Origin of the sequence: Campylobacter sp. JMF_06 NA1, assembly GCF_027737785.1 — a bacterium.
Classification (GTDB): Bacteria; Campylobacterota; Campylobacteria; order Campylobacterales; family Campylobacteraceae; genus Campylobacter_B.
The window spans coordinates 24,211-42,253 of record NZ_JAOVUA010000003.1 but is presented as its reverse complement, the minus strand read 5'-3'; the positions used below and the strand labels follow the sequence as shown (position 1 = coordinate 42,253).

Genomic DNA, 18,043 nt, shown 5'->3' with positions numbered 1-18,043 from the left:
AAGCCCATTTTTAGGCAAAATTCGCCATAATACCCAGTTTTAAAATTTCAACGCGGATAAGGCGAATTATGAGAGAGGTTTCTATAAGCGAAGCGTCCGAAATTTTGGGTGTTTCAAAAGAGGCGATTTACAATAGAATCAGGCGAAATTCTATTCGCACGACAGAGATTAATGGCGTAAAATATGTCGTTTTAGAAGACGAAAATGACGAAATTTCAAATTCTAGCGCGCAAGGAGCTAGCGCAAAGGTGCGCCCCTCAAAACCTGCCCCGCAAAATTCGAACCAAAATTTTATTGATTATTTAATCAAAGAAATCGCCGAGCTAAAAGAACAAATCCAAACCTTACAAAGCGACAAAGATAGGCTCCACCGCGAAAAAGAGGAAATTTTAATCTCATCAAAAGAAGAAATCAAGCTCATGTATAAAGAGCGAGATGAGAAGCTTGGGTATTTTCTCTCGTTTTTCGAAAAACCGCTAATCGGCGAGAGCGCGCGTGATAAAAAACCATACGATGTCGAGGTAAAAGAGCAAATTTTCGATGAAAACGAGTGGCTAAGCCTAGCGAAATTTATCAAAAGCCTAGATTTAGGGCGCAAAAAACGGATGAAAGCCCAAAGTCTAATCATCGAAAATATCGGCGCAAACGAGCTAATCAGGGTCATTGGCGATGAGCTTTTGGTGCATAAGAGTTTAGATATCAAAAATTTAAAAGGAAAAAAATGAAAATTAGAAAAATTGCAAGTTATGCGATTGTAGGCGGTTTCGGACTGATTTTATCTGGCAGCTTAGCAGGCTGCGAGCGCGAAAATACAGGCTCGGAGCTTCGTATCCAAGAGGGCGCGCTAGTTAGAATCGAGGAAGTAGCGCCCGGAAAATATAAAATTTTAGAGGAATTTCCTAGCGAAAAAACGCAAATTATCTTAAAAAGCTTGGACGGAAGCGAGAGAATTTTAAGCGAGGCTGAGACAAACGCGCTTTTAGCCGAGGAAAACGCCAAAATAGAGGCTGGAACTTCAAATTTAACCAACCAAAACGCCGAAATTTCGAGTGGCGGATACAGCCTTGGCGAGGCGATTTTAGCAAGCGCAGCAGGCGCGATAATCGGCTCGTGGATAGGTTCGAAACTCTTTGGCTCGCCAGCGTATCAAGCGCACAGACAAACAGCCTTTAAAAACCCTAGCGCGTATTCAAGGAGCGTAAATAGCTTCAAAGAGGCTAGGGCAAACAACGCCAAAGCAAAAAGTGGCAAAAGCGGGTTTTTTGGCTCAAAATCAGGCGAGAAAAGCGCGCCCACAAAAAGTGGCGGTAGTGCATTTGGTGGCTAAATTTGCCTCGAATTTGCCCAAATTTAGGCTAAATTTTAAAATTCAAGGAAATAGATGAAACTCAAAAAACTAACCCCGCTAAGCAATGAATTTTTAGAAAAACTTGGCTTTTCGTGGCACACTGACGCGGATTTATCAGCATACATAGCAGATGAGGTCGTAAGCGTGAGCGCAGAGGAGGCAAACGCCTACTACGAGGCGGCAAACGAGCTGTATGATATGTTTATCACAGCGGCGCAGTATGTGATAGATAATGACCTTTTCCACGAGCTTGGAATTCCCTTTAATCTAGTAGAAATTATCAAAATGAGCTGGGAAAACGATGTGCATTGGCACCTTTATGGCAGGTTTGATTTCGCTGGCGGATTAGATGGCGAACCGATAAAACTGCTCGAATTTAACGCCGATACCCCAACGGCTGTGTTTGAAACAGCGATTATCCAGTGGGCGCTACTTAAAGAAAATGGACTTGATGAAATGGCGCAGTTTAACGAGCTTTTCGCCGCGATTAGCGATAATTTCAAACGCCTTGTCGTTTTGGGCGGAGAGTTGGAGGAATTTGATAAATTTTACGAGGGGTGGAAAATTCTTTTTAGCTCGGTCGCTGGAAGCGATGAGGACGAGAAAACAATCAGGCTTTTGCAAACAGTTGCCGATGAAGCGGGCTTTAAGACAGCCTTTGCATACGCGCACGAGGTCGAGTTTGACGACGAGAAGGGTGTATTTTTTGGTGGCGAAAATTACGAGTATTGGTGCAAACTAATCCCGTGGGAGGCGATTGCTATCGAGGAGGGCGAGCTAGCCTTGATACTAAAAAACATAATGAAAAACCAAAAAGCAATTATCCTAAACCCCGCATACACGCTACTTTTCCAAAGCAAGGGAATAATGAAAATTTTATGGGATTTATACCCAAATCACCCGCTTTTGCTAGAAAGCGCGTGCGAGCCACTAATCGGCAAAAAAATGGTCAAAAAGCCATTTTTTGGGCGCGAGGGAGCAAATGTGAGTATTTTTGACGAAGACGGCAAAAAAATCAAAGAAAATGGTGGTGAATACGCAAACCAAAATTTCTTATACCAAGAATTTGCAAATCTAAACACTGATAAAAGCGGCGCAAAATACCAAGCTGGGGTGTTTTACGCCTTTGAAGGCTGTGCGCTTGGATTTAGGAAGGGCGCAGATATCATCGACAATTATTCTAAATTTGTCGGTCACTACATCGAAGGGGTGGAGTAATGAAACCAAAAATTGTTTTACTTGACGCTGATACACTAGGAAGCGACGCAAATTTCAGCGAATTTGAGGCCTTGGGCGAGCTTGTAACATACCCAAAAACCAAGCCAGAGCAGACAATCGAGCGTTTAGCGGGTGCTGATATTGTTATCACAAACAAGGTTTTAATCACAAAAGAGGTGCTCGAAAAGACAAATTTAAAGCTAATTTGCGTAAGCGCAACCGGCACGAACAATATCGACTCCGAAGCGGCAGCAGCGCATGGCGTGCCTGTGAAAAATGTCGCTGGGTATTCGACCAAAAGCGTATCGCAACAAGCCTTTGCTACGCTTCTAGCACTTTTAAACGATGTGAGATACTACGCCGAATACGGCGAGAAAAAATGGTGTGAGAGTGAAATTTTCACACATTTAAACGCGCCAATTGATCAAATTTCTGGCAAGAATTTCGGCATAATCGGCCTTGGCGAAATCGGTCGCGAAGTAGGGCGCATAGCAAAAGCCTTTGGCGCAAATGTCTGCTACTACTCTACGAGCGGGGCGCACGATGACGCTGAGTTTAAAAGGGTGGATTTAGATACTATGCTTAAAGAGTGCGATATCATCTCAGTTCATGCGCCATTAAACGAAAAAACAAAAGGGCTAATCGGCAAAGATGAAATCGCTAAAATGAAAAAGGGTGCTGTGTTTATGAACTTTGGTCGTGGCGGAATCGCTGATGAGAGTGCATTGGCGCGAGCTATCGATGAAATGGGACTTCGCGTGGGTCTTGATGTGGTCGAAAAAGAGCCGATTAACGCTGATAATCCGCTTTTGCGCGTGAAAAATAGGGCAAATCTAATTCTTACTCCGCACATTGCGTGGGCGAGCGTGGAAGCGCGCAAACTGCTAATCTCCAAAATCGCAGGAAATATCAAAGAATTTTTAAATGCGTAAATTTAAAGGGCAAATTGCCCTTTAAATTTTAAAATTTTGCAAAATTTATAAAGTCTAAATTTAACTATTTTAAAACCCTTTTTAAAATTTAAAAAAGGGTTTTAAATTTAAATCTACGCTTCTAGTATTGCGCCACTGCTGGCGTTGGTTACTAGTTTTTGGTATTGGCGAAGCCATCTGCCCTCGACTTTTTTGCCCTCGTATTTCCATGCGGCACGGCGAGCGGCGATTTCTGTGTCGCTTAGACGGACATTAATGCTAAAATTATCCACATCGATATCGATTATATCGCCGTCTTTGAGTAGCCCTATCATGCCACCTTCTGCTGCTTCTGGGCTTACATGACCGATACTTAGCCCCCTTGTAGCACCGCTAAAACGCCCGTCTGTGATGAGCGCGACATCTGCACCAAGGCCACGGCCTACGATTAGGCTAGTTGGGCTTAGCATTTCTTGCATACCAGGACCGCCTCTTGGGCCCTCGTAGCGTATGACGACTACATTTCCTTTTTGCACTTTTCCGCCAGAAATCCCCTCGATTGCCTCGTCTTGGCTGTTAAAGCAAATCGCTTTACCGCTAAATTTGCGCTCGCCGATGATTCCAGCGGCTTTTATAACACAGCCTTGCTCGGCCAAATTTCCAAACAAAATCGCTAGACCGCCACGCTTAGAATACGCGTTTGCTACGGTGTGGATTATGTTTTCGTCCTTGATATCGTCGTTTTGGATACGCTCACCTAGGCTTTCGCCACTGATTGTGAGTAAATTTAAATCAAGCAAAGAGCTATCAAATTTGCTTATTTCCTTCATTATAGCACCTAGCCCGCCTGCTTTTTGCACATCTTGCATATGAACTCCTGGTAGGCTTGGGCTTACTTTGGCTATGTGAGGCACACTGCGCGAAATTTCGTTTAATTCCGCGATATCAAGCGGTGCGCCCGCTTCGCGCGAGATTGCGAGCATGTGTAAAATCGTATTTGAGCTACCGCCCATTGCCATATCCATAACCATGGCGTTGCGGATTGATTTTTCGTTGATTAAATTTCGGATTTTAAATCTCTCATCGAGCGCAATTTCGCAAATTCTTCTAGCAGCTGCGCGTAATAATTCCTCGCGCTCAGGCGTAAGGGCTAGAATCGTTCCGTTGCCTTTAAGTGCGATTCCAAGAGCTTCGCATAGGGTATTCATTGAGTTTGCAGTAAACATACCAGAGCAACTTCCCCCACCAGGACACGCCGCGCACTCGATAGCTTTGAGTTCTTTTTCGTTAATCTTGCCGGTCTCATACGCGCCAACAGCCTCAAATGCGGTATTTAAATCGATTTGTTCGCCACCTAGCCCCTTGCCAGCGGCCATTGGACCACCACTAGCAAAAATCGTAGGCACATTTACTCTTAGCGCTCCCATTATCATACCAGGCACGATTTTATCGCAGTTTGGTATGCAAAGCAGGGCGTCAAGTTTGTGAGCGTTCATCACGGTTTCTATCGAATTTGCGATGATTTCGCGACTTGGTAGCGAGTAGAGCATTCCGCTATGCCCCATTGCGATACCATCATCAACGCCGATTGTATTAAATTCAAACGGCACACAGCCATTTTTACGAATTTCGTCTTTTACGATTTTTGCATATTCGTTTAGATAAAAATGCCCCGGAATACACTCGATAAAGCTATTTGCCACGCCGATAAACGGCTTATCAAAGTCCTCGTCCTTTAATCCTGTCGCGCGAAAAAGTGAGCGGTGCGGTGTGCGTGTGTAGCCCTTTTTTACGATATCGCTTCTCATAAAAATCCTTTGAAATGAAATTTGGTGATTTTATCAAAATTTTAATAAATTTTAGCAGGTGAAATTTGACAGAATTTAGTAGTTGCGAGAAAATCTCGCAACTAAATTTTATGCAAAAAATAGATAAACATAAAGCGATACTATCACCGCACCAGCAAAGGCTAGGTAAGCACCTGCTTTAATCATATCCATTTGTTTAATCATGCCAGTGCCAAAAACTAGGGCATTTGGTGGAGTTGCTACTGGCATTACAAATGCACAACTTGCGCCGATACCAATTACGATTGTAAGTGTTTCTTTTGGCAAGCCCATGTGAGCTGCTACACCCGCAAATACAGGCACCAAAAGCGCAGCTGAGGCAGTGTTGCTAGTAAATTCTGTAAGGCAGATGATAAACACAGCAGTTACAAGCAATACCAAATACACAGGCGCGTCTTTGAAGGTATCAGCTACTAGGTTTCCTAGCACGCTAGAAGCCCCTGACATGCCTAGCACCGCACTTAGCGTCAAACCGCCACCAAATAGCATCAAAACACCCCACTCTGTGTTTTCAGCCACATCGTGCCATTTAGCAAGACCTAGCATTACCACAGCGATTGCAGCGCACACAGCGACATACGAGTCATCGATTTTAAAGCCGATTACCTTGCTAATGTCTTTTGAGAAAATCCACGCAAACGCAGTGATTACGAAAACTATGACGGTAAGTATGCGCTTGTTGTTCCATGGAATTTCTTCGAGTTCGATCTCTACTTTGTGATTTAAATTTGGGCGGAATACCAAATATAGCACCACTAACATTAATGGAAGCATTAAAAGCATTACCGGAAGTCCTACCTTCATCCAATCAGCGAAATTCCAGCCCAAAGCCTCAGCTGCGATGATGTTTGGCGGTGAGCCAACAATCGTGCCAAGTCCTCCGATACTAGCTGAATAGGCAATTCCTAAGAGTAAAAAGACGATTGTGCCACGATCTTCTTTTTTCTTTGCGTCCAAATTTGCGCAAATTCCAAGCGCAAGCGGTAACATCATCGCAGCGGTTGCGGTGTTTGAAACCCACATTGATAAAAGCGCGGTTGTGATACATATCAAAATCGCAGCCACACCAAGGCGTCCGCCAGCTTTTTGGATAAGCCATGTTGCGATTTTTTTGTCAAGTTTTTGCATGTGAAGTGCCGTAGCTAGGGCAAATCCACCGAAAAATGTAAAAATCGTAGGGTTTGCGAAATTTGCCAAGGCATTTTTTAGCGTCAAAGCCGTAAATTCGCCGTCTTTGCTAAATTTACCAATCCCAATCGCCACAGCCAAAACTGGCACCATAAGCGCTGTAATCGTGATATGCACAGCCTCAGTTAGCCACATAATCGCGATAAATGCCAAAAGCGCCAAGCCCTTTTTGACATTTGGCTCAAACGGCAAGACATTGTAAAGCGCAAATGCGATCAACGCCGCTACTATCGCAATGATAATGCCACGCTTCGGAAACGAATCAACATCGGTTAGTTGCGCTACTTCCGCAACTTCTTCCGAGTTTTGCGGTTCTAGGTCTGGGAAGTTGTGCCCACGCACCTTGATTTGATCAGGCATGTTACTCCTTTTTTGTAAGATTTTATGAATAATACAAAATTAGGTTGGAAATTTATTAAAATTGCGTTAAATAAAATTTGAAAATTTTTTTGTGCGTTACTTATGGTAACAAAATTTTAAAATTTGGCGAAATTTTAAAATTTTTATAAAATAATATTAATAAATTTTATCCTTTAAATTTGATTTAAATTACAAATTTTCACAAATTTAAAATGTGTAATGGTCAAATTTAAACGCTCTGCGCGCATAAATTTGACCTAAAAATTATTGAAGCGGGATATTTTCGCCGTTTAGTTGCAATAAATTTGAAGCCTTATCGTAGCTAAAATCAAGCTTTACGCCATTTCCCTCAGGGCGTAAAAACTGCGCCGAATACAGCTCGATTAGCGGTGCGAACGGGCGCAGGCTATCGTAATCAGAGATAAACTCGCCAAGGCTTGTGTCGATTTTAGCGTTGCCGCTGGCACTCATTTTCGCAAACAGTGTCTCCTCATCGACGAAATCGCCCACGACGCCCTTTGCGCTAAGGCTAAATTTTTTGCCGACGCTATTTTCAAAAGATAAATTTTTCAAATTTAGCGAAATATCATCTTTGAGCAGATCTCTTAAAATTTGCGGATTTTTCGCTAGTTCTTCTGCTTTGTTTTGGTTCGCAAATGCAAGCTCGCGGTAAAGTTTCTCGCTCATAGCGAAGTCGCTATCGATCGCGACATTTCGCACTAGCACATCTGCGACTTTGAGGCTTGCTATGCGCGATTTATCGTCCATAAAGTATTTTCCGCCACTAATCTTAGTCTCGCCCTCGCTAGAAGCGTCATTTGCGACGATAAATCTATCGCCCTCCACGGTGATTAGGGCGTTTTTAAGGCTGGAAGTATAGCTCATATCAGCTAAGAAATAATCCACTAGCTCTGCGCCATTTTTGACGCCGTTTTTGTATTTCATATCGTAGTTAAGGCCCTGCATTTCGATATCCACACCCTCTACGCCATAAACGAAAAATTTATCCAAACTCAAATTTAGGGTTTTAAAAATTTCGCCATTTAAATCGCTAACTCCGCCAAAATTTAGCCCGCTTAAATTTATCATCACCCCCTCGTTTGAGTATTCGGCGTCTGCTACTTGGGTGATAAATTTAATATCGGTTGCGATTGTGACGCGGTTTGTAACGATTTCCTCGGTTTTGAAAAATTGTTTTAAAATTTCAGCATAGTGTGGGGTTAAAACTTTGATTTTGCCCTCGATTTGCGCGCCATCAGCGATATTTGCGACACTGTGTGCGATAGTATAATTATACCTAAACTCCAAATCCTGCGGGAAAATTTCATCCATTTCAGAATTTAGCTTTTGCAAATCCTTAGCTTCTGTCTCGCCATGCACGCTAGCTACGACTGCGACTAGCTGATCTTTTAGGGTTTGTTTTTTAATCACGCCGGTAAAATATCCAGCAGACGAGCTGTCGCCTCGGTCGAATTTACGCTCTTTAACCTCGAAAAACTGGCTATTTTCTAGCATTTGGTTAATGTATTTTTCGGCTAGCTCGCCTGCTTTGTTGCCAACTACGCTATCAATAGCCTTAGCGATAGGGTTTGCGGGTGCGCTTTGCTCTACTTTTGGCTCGTTTTGGCTCTCGCCCTTATCTTTGCTTGGCAAAAAGGCAAAACCCAAAATTAGCACGATTACAGCCACTATGGGAACAAGAAATTTTTTCACAGCTTCTCCTTAAAATTTGGATTAAATTCAAAAAGACATTGTAACCAAAAATAATAAAATTTTAAATTATCTATCTTTAACCAAAACAAAGATATAATTTCGCCATTAATCAAAATCAAAATTTAGGATATTTCTATGTCAAAACAAACAAAGTATATTTTTGTGACGGGTGGCGTGTTAAGCTCCCTTGGCAAGGGTATTGCGGCGGCATCGATTGCGACACTTTTGAAGCACTCAGGGCTCAAAGTTCGCATGCTAAAAGCAGATCCATACATCAATGTCGATCCAGGCACTATGAGCCCGCTAGAACACGGAGAGGTTTTTGTCACTGATGACGGGGCTGAAACTGACCTTGATTTGGGACATTATGAGAGATTTTTGGACGAAAATTTAAGCCAAGATAACAACTTCACCACAGGTAGAGTTTATAGCGCAGTAATCGAGCGTGAGCGCAGGGGGGATTATCTAGGCAAGACTATTCAAGTAATCCCGCATATCGTGGGCGAAATCGTGCGCCGTATCAAAAAAGCGGGCGAAGACAATGACATTTTAATCGTCGAAATCGGCGGAACCGTGGGCGATATCGAGGGTTTGCCGTTTTTGGAGGCGATAAGGGCTATGAGAGTGGAGCTTGGGCGCGCAAACACTATGAATATCCACCTAACGCTAGTTCCTTATATCAAGGTCGCTGGCGAGCTAAAAACCAAACCAACCCAGCATAGTGTGGGCGAGTTGCGCCGTATCGGTATCAGTCCTGATATGATAATCTGCCGTTCGGAAATGCCTTTAAATCGAAATTTAAAGGACAAAATCGCGCTAAGTTGTGGCGTGGATAAAAACTGCGTCATCGAAAGCCCAGATAGCCAAAGCATATATCAAATTCCACTCGCATTTATGAACCAAGGAATTTTAGAGCCGATTGCAAGCTTCCTAAATTTGGGCGTTTTAAAGCCAGATATGAGCAAATGGGACAGCCTAGTCAAGCGCGTAATCGCTCCGACTAATGAGACTACAATCGCATTTGTAGGCAAATATATCGACCTTAAAGAGAGCTACAAATCCCTAACCGAGGGCATTATCCATGCAGGTGCTACTCTGGATACTAGGGTAAATTTAAAATGGATTGATAGCGAAAAAATAGAAGAGTCAAATTTAGATGAAATGCTAAGCGATGTAAATGGCGTGCTAGTAGCCGGGGGATTTGGCGTGCGTGGCGTAGAGGGCAAAATTTTAGCCATAAATTACGCTAGGACACACAAAGTGCCGTTTTTAGGCATTTGTCTTGGTATGCAATTATGTATAATCGAATTTGCACGAAATGTGCTAGGCATAAAAGATGCAAATTCAATCGAATTTGACGAAAATACCAAAAGTCCGCTTATTTATCTCATTGATAGCTTTATCGACGCAAGCGGCAAAAAACAAATCCGCACGCACAAAAGCCCGCTAGGTGGGACTATGCGCCTTGGCGGATACGACTGCGATACCAAAAAAGGCTCACTGCTAGCTAAAATTTACGATGGCGCAAAGACCATTAGAGAGCGCCATAGACACAGATACGAGGCAAACCCTGAATATAGAGCCAAATTTGAAAAAGAGGGTTTGATTGTATGTGGCGAATCAAACGGCCTAATCGAGGCGGTGGAGTTAAAGAATCATCCGTTTTTTCTAGGTGTGCAGTTTCACCCAGAATTTACTAGTCGCTTAGTGCGCCCAAATCCTGCGATTTTGGGCTTTATCGAAGCTTCTATTAAAAATGTTAGGTAAAAACGAAGTAAGGGAAATTTTACAATCGAGGTTTGCAAATGATAAACACACAAAGCTTAGTGAAATTCCCTTGCCAAGCCAGCTCAAAGATATCTATAAGGCTGCATTGCGTATAAAAACTGCCATTGATGAAAATGAACGCATAGCAGTCGTGGGTGATTACGATGTCGATGGTATCGTAAGCACCGTGATTATGAGCGACTTTTTTAACCAAATCGGCGCAGATTATGTCATAAAAATCCCGAACCGCTTCACTGACGGATACGGGCTAAATAACGAAATAATCGACGAATTAGAGGGTATCGGGCTGATTGTTACCGTTGATAACGGCACTTCGGCGATAGAAGCAGCGCAAATTTGCGCTAAAAAGGGCATTGATTTAATCATTACAGATCACCACATGCCACCACCAATCCTGCCAGAAGCCTACGCTATCGTCAATCCAAAACAACCAGACTGCACCTTTCCAAATGTCGAAATTTGCGGGGCGCAGGTCGCGTGGTATCTAGTGGGCGCGCTCAAAGAAACCCTTGGCGTGAATTACGATATGTCTAGCCTAATGGATATCCTAATCATCGCCATAATCGCCGATATGATGGAGCTTAGAGATATGAATAGGGCACTTTTGCGCTATGGTATCAAAAAGCTAAACAACTCAAATCGGGCTTGTTTTAAGGCGATTAAAGAGCATTATTTCAAAAAACATTTCGAATTCGACGATATTAGCTACACGATTGCTCCATTGATTAACTGCACGGGGCGCATGGACGATGCGACGATGTCGTATAAATTTTTGTGTGCGCGCGATATCAGAGAGGCAAATCAATACCTAAAAATGATAGATCACATCAACAACTCTCGCAAAGAGGAGGAAAAGGCCCTTTACGAGCAAATCGCGCAAAGTATCAACGAAGACGACAATATTATCGTGGTTTGGGGTGATGAGTGGCACGAGGGGATTATCGGAATCGTGGCTTCGCGCCTAAGCAAAACTTACAAAAAACCAGCGATTGTTTTTAGTGTGCATGAGGACCGCGCCAAGGGAAGCGCTAGAAGCGTGGGGAAATTTGATATTTTAAATTTAATTTCATCGCAGGCTGAAATTTTAACCACTTACGGCGGGCATAAGGGTGCAGCTGGCGTGGGGATAGAGCCTGCGAATTTAGAGGAATTTAGGCGCAGGGTAAATGCGAAAATCACGCCTGATGATTTGGAGGATTTTAGGGCGGCGGACGATTTGCTAGGCGAGCTAGAAGTTTCGCAAATCGACTTTGAACTGCTTGAAATTTTGGAATTTTTCGAGCCTTACGGGCAGAAAAATCCAAAGCCTGTGTTTAATATCTGTGGCGCGAGTGTGGGCAATGTGCGCCAAATCGGCAAAGAGGGCAAACATATCAAAATGAGTATCCAAAAAAACGGCGCCAGTGTCGAGGCGTTGTGGTTTAACTATGATTTTTTGCCACGCGAAAACCAGAGAGTGGATTTGATTTTTAGCATAAATAAAAATAATTTCAGAAGTGTAATCTCGCCAGAACTTGTGATAAAGCAGATGAGCCCGGCTGAGTAAGGCATGAAATTTGGGTTAAATTTAGCGTGAATTTAGCCCAAATTTAGGATTTTTTTCCATTATACCTCTCTTTTATTCGCCCCATTATGCTTTTATCTCCATCGAATTCATCTAACCACTCCCACTCTTTCACATTATCAATAAACCACTCACAATCAATTAAATATGTATAGCAAAATTTACCAAGCTCACCTAGGCTATATTCGCCCTTTACAGCGTAATATGTGTTTTTATCCGCCTTTTGCATATTGCACTCTTTGGCGATTTTGTCAATCTGTGCGTAAAGCGTTTCTGGGCGGTATTTGCCCTCGCGCAGGATTTTTTCCTCGTCAAGGACAAATCTCGTTCCCATTAGCGGATAGGTGCTATTTTCGCCCCTCATTTGCTCTCGCCTTTGTTTTTCATCTTCGCAAGTGCATCAAGTGCGCTTTCATAGGCTTTTTTGCTGATTTCGCGCGCTTTTTGGCTCATATTTTTCGCCATATCTGTTTTGATTTCGCTAAGCTTTTCGCTCATTTCCTTTTTAAAGCTACCAAATTTCTCATCAAGCTCGAAATTTTCGATAATCCTCTCGCCCTTTTCCTTCCATTGCGCGCTTAGATCCTTGGCTTTTTCGCCAAATTTCATTTCGCTGATTTTATCACTTAGCACCTCGCCAAGCTCGCCATAAATTTTCTTAAATTTCGACAAATACCCGCCAAATTCCTCTTGCGCTAATTTTTCGATTTCGCTTTTGGCTGGCTCGCCAGCGCGAGAGATTGCGTCGCTTAAAACAGCTGTGAAAATGTCGCTAGTCTGGGCGATTTGCGCCTTTTTTTGCTCCAAGGTCTGCACGCTCTCATCGGGGCTCACGCTCATATCGTCTAGGTATTTTTCAGCCACTTTGGTGATCGCATCATATACGCCAAGCACAGCTCCTCGGATTAGTGCTGGGGCAGTGTTTTTGCTCTCGTTTGCCACGAAAATCGCGCTTTCGATGATGAGCTTGGCTATCTCTTTTAGGCGGAAGCGGGTAAATTCGCCCTCGCTAATAGCGTAAAATGCGATATTTTTCGCCGTATAATGCGCCGTATCCTCGATATCATCGCCGTTTTCTAGCACGCTGATAAACGCCATTTCGCTAGCTTCTTTTAAAACATCGGCAAGCAAAAGCGAGTTTTTGCTAAGCTCGCCAAGAGCGTCAGAGACTATGATTTTTTCGTTTTCGCCCAAATTTGGGAGCAAATTTTCGATTTTTTCGTAGCCGTTTTCGACTAAATTTAAAAGCTCTCTTTGTGAGGCTAGGATTTTTTTGCGCAAATCGTCGTATTCGTAAAACAGGTTATAAAGCTCCTTTTCGCCCTCTTCGCAAAGTGCCTTTTTTGCGCCGTTTATGACAGATTTGGCGTTTGATTTGTTTAAAATTTCAAGCTCGCCCAGCTCGGCGCAAAGTGCGCTAGTAAGGGTTGCAAATTTAGCGGTTTTCTCATCTTTGCTTAAATTTTCAAATTCGCTTTCGCACGCTAAAAATGCCAAATTTTCGATACTTTCAGTAATTTGCGCCTCGCTTGCGCTGCGTAAATTCTCGCCAAATTTCGCTACTAATTCCTCTTTCATACTCTCTCCTATAATACAAATTTAAAATTTTTCTTTAATTTCTCAAAAACGCCCAGCCTGTGAGCCTCGTTAGCCACCAAGACCGAAATATCGAAACTTGCGTATTTTCCGCCATTTGAAAATTTCGAAAATTTCAGGCTGTATTCCTCGCTAGCTAAAACCTCGTCAATCTTTTCTTTTTTTTGCGTGGCGCACTCGATGATGACCTTGTATTTCCACTGCGCCGGATAGGCGATTACAGGCTTACTCTCTAACATACACGCCACTTTTGCCACCCTCTTTGCGCTCTAAGATTATGTCTGAAATGCGCATTGATTTATCCACGGCCTTAACCATATCATAAATGGCTAGTAAGCCCACGCTCACGCCAGTTAGAGCCTCCATTTCGACCCCTGTTTTGCCGGTGATTTTCACGCTTACTGATAATTTAAACGCATTTTTTAGCTCTGTTATTTGCGTTTTTACCGAATTTATCATTAGTGGGTGGCACATTGGGATTAGTTCGCTTGTCTTTTTTGCCCCCATGATAGCCGCTACAACGGCGGTTTGAAGCACGGGGCCTTTTTTGCCATCGCCCTCTTTGACTGCGCGAAACGCAGCCTCGTTTAGGTGGATTATACCGCTAGCTGTGGCGGAGCGCTGGGTGTCGTCTTTGGCGCTGACATCGACCATGCGTGGCATATTGTTTTCGTCTATGTGTGTTAGCATTGATTTTCCTTGGAATTTGATTTGGCGGGATTATAGCAAATTTTTGGGCATAAAAAAAGCCTAGACCCGAAAGCCTAGGCAAATACAAAAAGGAGGTTTTTATCTTGTCGGACAGGGGGATTATACTACTAGTTTGGTAAATAAATGATTAATATGTGATATAAAAATGATAATTTAAGTATATTTTAATATGCGAAATTTGGGAATTTCGCATATTTTTTTATTTTCAGACTTTGAACATTTTCATCAATGTGCCAAGATCAAGCCCAGATTGTCCGCCGTTATCTGCGCCAAAACCAGCCTTGTTTCCGCCACCGATGATATTGCCGAGTATCCCGCCTAGATCGTTCATATCGATTTTGCCGTCGCCGTTTGTGTCAAATTTCGCCACAGCAAGCTTGCCGATAAGCGCGGTAAAATCTACGCCTGATTTATCTACTGAGTTTGCGTTTGCTCTCTCTCCGCCGCCTAAAAGTCCGCCTAGCACAGCTCCAATCATATCGCTGCCGCCACCATTTCCCATAGCATTTGCAGTGTTGCCTTTTAAAAAGTTATTGCTAACGCCAGCAATTAGGGCATTTACTTGATCATCAGGCAGATCGACACCTAAAAATTTCTCGATAAATGCAACTGGGTTTGCTTGGAAATTGCTGACATTTCCCTCGTCGCTTTTTAGCGCAGAAACCATTTTCATAAGTGCGTTTAAATCCATAATAGCTCTCCTATCGTTAAAAATTTGGCTGATATTTTAGCAAAATTTTAATAACAATCATTAAAATTTACCTTTTTTACCTAAAATTACGCAAAAATTTTCAAGGAGAAAAAATGAAAAAATTTTATCTTGTTTTGGCGATTTTATGCGGTTTAACTCACGCAAATGAGGATAGCGACAAGCTATTTGGGGATACTAAAATTTCCTTGCCGTGCGATTTAAATACAGCCTCGTGCATTAGCAATGCAGGCGGCGAGAGTGTGAGCTTTACAATCACGCCAGCGCCGATTGTAGCGATGAGCGAGAGCGAGGTTGTGGTTAGCGGGATTTTGCGTGAGCTAAAAAATCCAACCCTAAAAATCAAAGGAATTAGCATGAATATGGGAAATTTCGAAAACCCGCTTACCCGCTTTAACGACGGCTCATACCATGCTCAAATCATGGTCGCAGCCTGCCACAGCCCTATCATGCGCTACAAACTCGAAATTTTCGAAAATGGCGAAAGCACAGGACATTTTATCTATTTTGATTTGCGCAAAACGCCAAAACACAAATAAATCAAATTTTGCATAATTAGGCAAGAAATTTGCAATATTGTTCTATTAAAATTTTAAAAATTTTGGTATAAAAAGAGAAATTTATCACAAGGAAAATTTATGCAAACATTAAAACAAATGCGATTTAGTGGCGAAAGAGCACTTTTTGGCGCGAAAAATTTAAAAATAGAAAATTCCGTTTTTTGCGACGGCGAATCACCGCTGAAAGAGAGCTCTGACATAATCGTGCAAAACTCAAAATTTGAGTGGAAATATCCGTTTTGGTATGCGAAAAATATCGAAATCTCAAACTGCCTTTTCGATGAAATCGCGCGCGCAGGTATCTGGTATAGTCAAAATTTAAGGCTAAGCGATTGCGTTTATGGCGCGCCAAAGGGGCTTCGCAGAGTGAAAAATGCGCGATTAGAAAATATTCAATTCACTGACGCGCTAGAAACCCTGTGGCATTGCGAGGATATCGTGCTTAAAAATATCAGCGCAAAAGGCCCTTATTTCGGGCTTGATTGCCAAAATTTAGAAATACAAAATTTAAATCTTTTTGGCGATTATTGCTTTGACGGCTGCAAAAATGTGAAAATCAAAAATTCAAAACTTCTTAGCAAAGATGCGTTTTGGAACTGCGAAAATATCCTAATCGAGGATTGTTTCATCGCGGGCGAGTATTTTGGCTGGAATTCCAAAAATGTCACTCTGAAAAACTGCAAAATCGAAAGCCTGCAAGGATTTTGCTATATGCAAAATTTGCGCCTAGAAAACTGCGAGCTCATAAACACGACCTTGGCGTTTGAATTTAGCGATGTGCATGCCGAAATCATCGGCGAAATCGACAGCGTGAAAAACCCGCGCTCAGGGCTAATCAAAGCCGCTAAAATCCGCGAGCTGATCCAAGACGGCGCGACAGACGCGAGCAAAACAGAGATTATCACTGAATTAAGGGCGTAAAATGGCGTATGAATTTGACAATCTGCCAAACCGCGCTGGCACAAAATCGCTAAAATGGGAAGTAGGCGAGGGCGAGCTTGCAATGTGGGTTGCGGATATGGATTTTGCCGTCGCACCAGAGATTTACGAGGCATTAAAAACCCGCTTGGAAGAGCGCGTGTATGGATATAGCGTGCTAGATGAGCAGTGGGAAAACGCCTATACTTCGTGGTGGAAAAGGCGCCATAATTACGAAATCAAAAAAGGCTCTCTAACTTACGCTGGTGGCACGCTAGCAGCGATAAATTCGCTAATTCGCAAGCTTAGCGCGCCCGGAGAAAATATCGTAATTCTAACCCCTGTTTATAACTGCTTTTTTTACTGCATTAAAAATATGGGTAGAAATACCCTTTCTTGCGAGCTTAGATACGAAGAGGGGGAGTATTTCATCGACTGGGGAAATTTGGAATTTTGCCTAAAAGAGGCGCAAACATCGCTACTTTTGCTCTGCAATCCGCACAATCCTATCGGCAGGACCTTGCGCAAGGACGAGCTAATGAGAATCGGCGAGCTGTGCGAAAAATACGGCGTTATCGTCATCAGCGATGAGGTGCATTGTGATATCACTGAGCCTGGCGTAAATTACACTCCATTTGCCGCTGCTAGCGAGGTTTGTGCGAATTTAAGCGCAAATATCATAGCTCCGACAAAGGCGTTTAATATCGCTGGTTTGCAAACAGCGGCCGTTTTTACCCCAAATCCAAAACTGCATAAAAAAGTCAGTCGCGCGCTAAATGGTGATGATATCGCAGAGCCTAGCTTTTTTGGGCTAATTGCGGCGATTTGTGCGTTTGAGCGGGGCGAAGCGTGGTTGGAAGAGATGAGAGCGTATGTGAGCGCAAACCGAGCTTTTGCCAATGAATTTATCGCGCGCGAACTGCCAAAAGCGCGTAGCGTAGCGCAAAATGCGACATATTTAATGTGGCTTGATGTAAGCGAGTATTGCGATGAGGGCACGAAATTAGCCAATTTTATCCGCCAAAAAACAGGGCTTTTCCTAAGCCATGGCGCGCAATACGGCAAGGGCGGAGAGAAATTTTTGCGATTAAATATCGCAACTTCGCGCAAAAATGTGATTGATGGTCTATCTAGGCTAAAAACTGCGCTTGATTTGTGGGAAGGACAAATTTAAATTTCGACATAATATGTCAAAATTTTGCGTTAAAATAGTGGAAATTTTAGGAAAGGAGCGCGAAATGAAAAAGATTTATTTCACAATCACTGGGCTGAATTTCTACTATGGGTGGGAATTTTTGAAGGAAAATATGGTCGTAAATCTCGAAAAAGAGCTAGATAACAAATACGACCGCGAGGCAATCGCCGTGAAATTGGAGGGTTTTGGCAAAATCGGCTATGTCGCAAACAGCACCAAAACTGTCATCGGCGAGAGCATGAGTGCAGGTAGGCTTTACGATAAATTTAAGAAAAAGGCAAAAGGTAAAGTTTTATTTGCGAGTGAGCGGGGCGTGATTTGCCGTTTTAAGGGCTAAAATTTAGGCTTAAAATTTGGTGAAATTTTGAAATTTGGTAGAATTTTGAAATTTAAAGAAATCTGGTAAATTTGGGGCGA

At 42.8% G+C, this 18,043-nt stretch carries 18 protein-coding genes; 10 read left to right on the top strand and 8 right to left on the bottom strand.

Annotated elements, in window-relative coordinates; translation table 11 throughout:
- Positions 1-68 precede the first annotated feature (68 nt).
- Genes OFO07_RS04555 through OFO07_RS04540 form a run of 4 tightly spaced genes read left to right on the top strand, consistent with a single transcriptional unit; the run spans position 69 to position 3,498 of the window.
- Positions 69-725, top strand: coding sequence for a DNA-binding protein (locus tag OFO07_RS04555; RefSeq protein WP_270865447.1), 657 nt, complete (start codon positions 69-71; stop codon positions 723-725).
- Positions 722-1,327: a UPF0323 family lipoprotein gene (locus OFO07_RS04550; protein WP_270871098.1), complete on the top strand. Its 606-nt coding sequence runs from the start codon at positions 722-724 to the stop codon at positions 1,325-1,327. The genes OFO07_RS04555 and OFO07_RS04550 overlap by 4 nt, the downstream gene beginning before the upstream one ends.
- A gap of 54 nt (positions 1,328-1,381) precedes the next feature.
- A complete protein-coding gene (locus OFO07_RS04545) occupies positions 1,382-2,566 on the top strand; it encodes a glutathionylspermidine synthase family protein (RefSeq protein ID WP_270871097.1) in 1,185 nt (394 codons plus the stop codon).
- A complete protein-coding gene (locus tag OFO07_RS04540; RefSeq protein ID WP_270871096.1) occupies positions 2,566-3,498 on the top strand; it encodes a D-2-hydroxyacid dehydrogenase in 933 nt (310 codons plus the stop codon). Before OFO07_RS04545 ends, OFO07_RS04540 begins: the two co-directional genes overlap by 1 nt.
- Positions 3,499-3,611: 113 nt before the next feature.
- On the opposite strand, the gene ilvD is transcribed toward OFO07_RS04540, so the two are convergent.
- The 3 genes from ilvD to OFO07_RS04525 all read right to left on the bottom strand — a co-directional run bounded on the left by ilvD (position 3,612) and on the right by OFO07_RS04525 (position 8,585).
- Positions 3,612-5,285, bottom strand: a complete 1,674-nt coding sequence (gene ilvD / locus OFO07_RS04535; protein WP_270871095.1) for a dihydroxy-acid dehydratase — start codon at positions 5,283-5,285, stop codon at positions 3,612-3,614.
- 108 nt (positions 5,286-5,393) lie between these two features.
- Positions 5,394-6,872 (bottom strand): SLC13 family permease, encoded by a 1,479-nt coding sequence (locus OFO07_RS04530; RefSeq protein ID WP_270862863.1) that lies wholly within the window; start codon positions 6,870-6,872, stop codon positions 5,394-5,396.
- A gap of 264 nt (positions 6,873-7,136) precedes the next feature.
- The gene (locus tag OFO07_RS04525; protein WP_270871094.1) at positions 7,137-8,585 is read right to left on the bottom strand and encodes a hypothetical protein; all 1,449 of its coding nucleotides are present in this window, start codon (positions 8,583-8,585) and stop codon (positions 7,137-7,139) included.
- 135 nt (positions 8,586-8,720) lie between these two features.
- Here OFO07_RS04525 and OFO07_RS04520 point away from each other — a divergent pair, with 135 nt between their 5' ends.
- Both OFO07_RS04520 and recJ read left to right on the top strand, forming a co-directional pair.
- The gene (locus tag OFO07_RS04520) at positions 8,721-10,352 is read left to right on the top strand and encodes a CTP synthase (RefSeq protein WP_270871093.1); all 1,632 of its coding nucleotides are present in this window, start codon (positions 8,721-8,723) and stop codon (positions 10,350-10,352) included.
- A complete protein-coding gene (gene recJ / locus OFO07_RS04515; RefSeq protein ID WP_270871092.1) occupies positions 10,342-11,919 on the top strand; it encodes a single-stranded-DNA-specific exonuclease RecJ in 1,578 nt (525 codons plus the stop codon). Before OFO07_RS04520 ends, recJ begins: the two co-directional genes overlap by 11 nt.
- Positions 11,920-11,962: 43 nt before the next feature.
- Here the strand turns inward: recJ and OFO07_RS04510 are convergent, their stop codons facing one another.
- From OFO07_RS04510 to OFO07_RS04490, 5 genes are all read right to left on the bottom strand, one after another.
- Positions 11,963-12,301, bottom strand: coding sequence for a hypothetical protein (locus OFO07_RS04510; RefSeq protein ID WP_270871091.1), 339 nt, complete (start codon positions 12,299-12,301; stop codon positions 11,963-11,965).
- Positions 12,298-13,515, bottom strand: a complete 1,218-nt coding sequence (locus OFO07_RS04505; RefSeq protein WP_270871090.1) for a hypothetical protein — start codon at positions 13,513-13,515, stop codon at positions 12,298-12,300. The genes OFO07_RS04510 and OFO07_RS04505 overlap by 4 nt, the downstream gene beginning before the upstream one ends.
- 8 nt (positions 13,516-13,523) lie before the next feature.
- Positions 13,524-13,772 carry an HP0495 family protein gene (locus OFO07_RS04500; RefSeq protein ID WP_270868583.1) on the bottom strand — a complete coding sequence of 83 codons (249 nt, stop codon included), beginning with the start codon at positions 13,770-13,772 and terminating at the stop codon, positions 13,524-13,526.
- Positions 13,759-14,223: a cyclic pyranopterin monophosphate synthase MoaC gene (gene moaC, locus OFO07_RS04495; protein ID WP_270871089.1), complete on the bottom strand. Its 465-nt coding sequence runs from the start codon at positions 14,221-14,223 to the stop codon at positions 13,759-13,761. Before moaC ends, OFO07_RS04500 begins: the two co-directional genes overlap by 14 nt.
- A gap of 226 nt (positions 14,224-14,449) precedes the next feature.
- Positions 14,450-14,935 (bottom strand): hypothetical protein, encoded by a 486-nt coding sequence (locus OFO07_RS04490; protein ID WP_270871088.1) that lies wholly within the window; start codon positions 14,933-14,935, stop codon positions 14,450-14,452.
- A 113-nt stretch (positions 14,936-15,048) separates the two neighbouring features.
- Here OFO07_RS04490 and OFO07_RS04485 point away from each other — a divergent pair, with 113 nt between their 5' ends.
- The 4 genes from OFO07_RS04485 to OFO07_RS04470 all read left to right on the top strand — a co-directional run bounded on the left by OFO07_RS04485 (position 15,049) and on the right by OFO07_RS04470 (position 17,963).
- The gene (locus tag OFO07_RS04485) at positions 15,049-15,492 is read left to right on the top strand and encodes a hypothetical protein (RefSeq protein ID WP_270871087.1); all 444 of its coding nucleotides are present in this window, start codon (positions 15,049-15,051) and stop codon (positions 15,490-15,492) included.
- Positions 15,493-15,591: 99 nt separating this feature from the next.
- Positions 15,592-16,434: a DUF3737 family protein gene (locus tag OFO07_RS04480; RefSeq protein WP_270871086.1), complete on the top strand. Its 843-nt coding sequence runs from the start codon at positions 15,592-15,594 to the stop codon at positions 16,432-16,434.
- Position 16,435: 1 nt separating this feature from the next.
- Positions 16,436-17,605, top strand: coding sequence for a MalY/PatB family protein (locus OFO07_RS04475; RefSeq protein ID WP_270871085.1), 1,170 nt, complete (start codon positions 16,436-16,438; stop codon positions 17,603-17,605).
- A 64-nt stretch (positions 17,606-17,669) separates the two neighbouring features.
- Complete coding sequence (locus OFO07_RS04470; protein ID WP_270871084.1) at positions 17,670-17,963, top strand: HIRAN domain-containing protein; 294 nt, start codon at positions 17,670-17,672, stop codon at positions 17,961-17,963.
- Positions 17,964-18,043: the final 80 nt, after the last annotated feature.

What these genes read in the sequence shown, in the direction of transcription:
- OFO07_RS04555 (WP_270865447.1), top strand. Translation starts at nt 69, where the DNA reads ATGAGAGAGGTTTCTATAAGCGAAGCGTCCGAAATTTTGGGTGTTTCA.
- OFO07_RS04550 (WP_270871098.1), top strand. Translation starts at nt 722, where the DNA reads ATGAAAATTAGAAAAATTGCAAGTTATGCGATTGTAGGCGGTTTCGGA.
- OFO07_RS04545 (WP_270871097.1), top strand. Translation starts at nt 1,382, where the DNA reads ATGAAACTCAAAAAACTAACCCCGCTAAGCAATGAATTTTTAGAAAAA.
- OFO07_RS04540 (WP_270871096.1), top strand. Translation starts at nt 2,566, where the DNA reads ATGAAACCAAAAATTGTTTTACTTGACGCTGATACACTAGGAAGCGAC.
- ilvD (WP_270871095.1), bottom strand. Translation starts at nt 5,285, where the DNA reads ATGAGAAGCGATATCGTAAAAAAGGGCTACACACGCACACCGCACCGC.
- OFO07_RS04530 (WP_270862863.1), bottom strand. Translation starts at nt 6,872, where the DNA reads ATGCCTGATCAAATCAAGGTGCGTGGGCACAACTTCCCAGACCTAGAA.
- OFO07_RS04520 (WP_270871093.1), top strand. Translation starts at nt 8,721, where the DNA reads ATGTCAAAACAAACAAAGTATATTTTTGTGACGGGTGGCGTGTTAAGC.
- recJ (WP_270871092.1), top strand. Translation starts at nt 10,342, where the DNA reads ATGTTAGGTAAAAACGAAGTAAGGGAAATTTTACAATCGAGGTTTGCA.
- OFO07_RS04510 (WP_270871091.1), bottom strand. Translation starts at nt 12,301, where the DNA reads ATGAGGGGCGAAAATAGCACCTATCCGCTAATGGGAACGAGATTTGTC.
- OFO07_RS04505 (WP_270871090.1), bottom strand. Translation starts at nt 13,515, where the DNA reads ATGAAAGAGGAATTAGTAGCGAAATTTGGCGAGAATTTACGCAGCGCA.
- OFO07_RS04500 (WP_270868583.1), bottom strand. Translation starts at nt 13,772, where the DNA reads ATGTTAGAGAGTAAGCCTGTAATCGCCTATCCGGCGCAGTGGAAATAC.
- moaC (WP_270871089.1), bottom strand. Translation starts at nt 14,223, where the DNA reads ATGCTAACACACATAGACGAAAACAATATGCCACGCATGGTCGATGTC.
- OFO07_RS04490 (WP_270871088.1), bottom strand. Translation starts at nt 14,935, where the DNA reads ATGGATTTAAACGCACTTATGAAAATGGTTTCTGCGCTAAAAAGCGAC.
- OFO07_RS04485 (WP_270871087.1), top strand. Translation starts at nt 15,049, where the DNA reads ATGAAAAAATTTTATCTTGTTTTGGCGATTTTATGCGGTTTAACTCAC.
- OFO07_RS04480 (WP_270871086.1), top strand. Translation starts at nt 15,592, where the DNA reads ATGCAAACATTAAAACAAATGCGATTTAGTGGCGAAAGAGCACTTTTT.
- OFO07_RS04475 (WP_270871085.1), top strand. Translation starts at nt 16,436, where the DNA reads ATGGCGTATGAATTTGACAATCTGCCAAACCGCGCTGGCACAAAATCG.
- OFO07_RS04470 (WP_270871084.1), top strand. Translation starts at nt 17,670, where the DNA reads ATGAAAAAGATTTATTTCACAATCACTGGGCTGAATTTCTACTATGGG.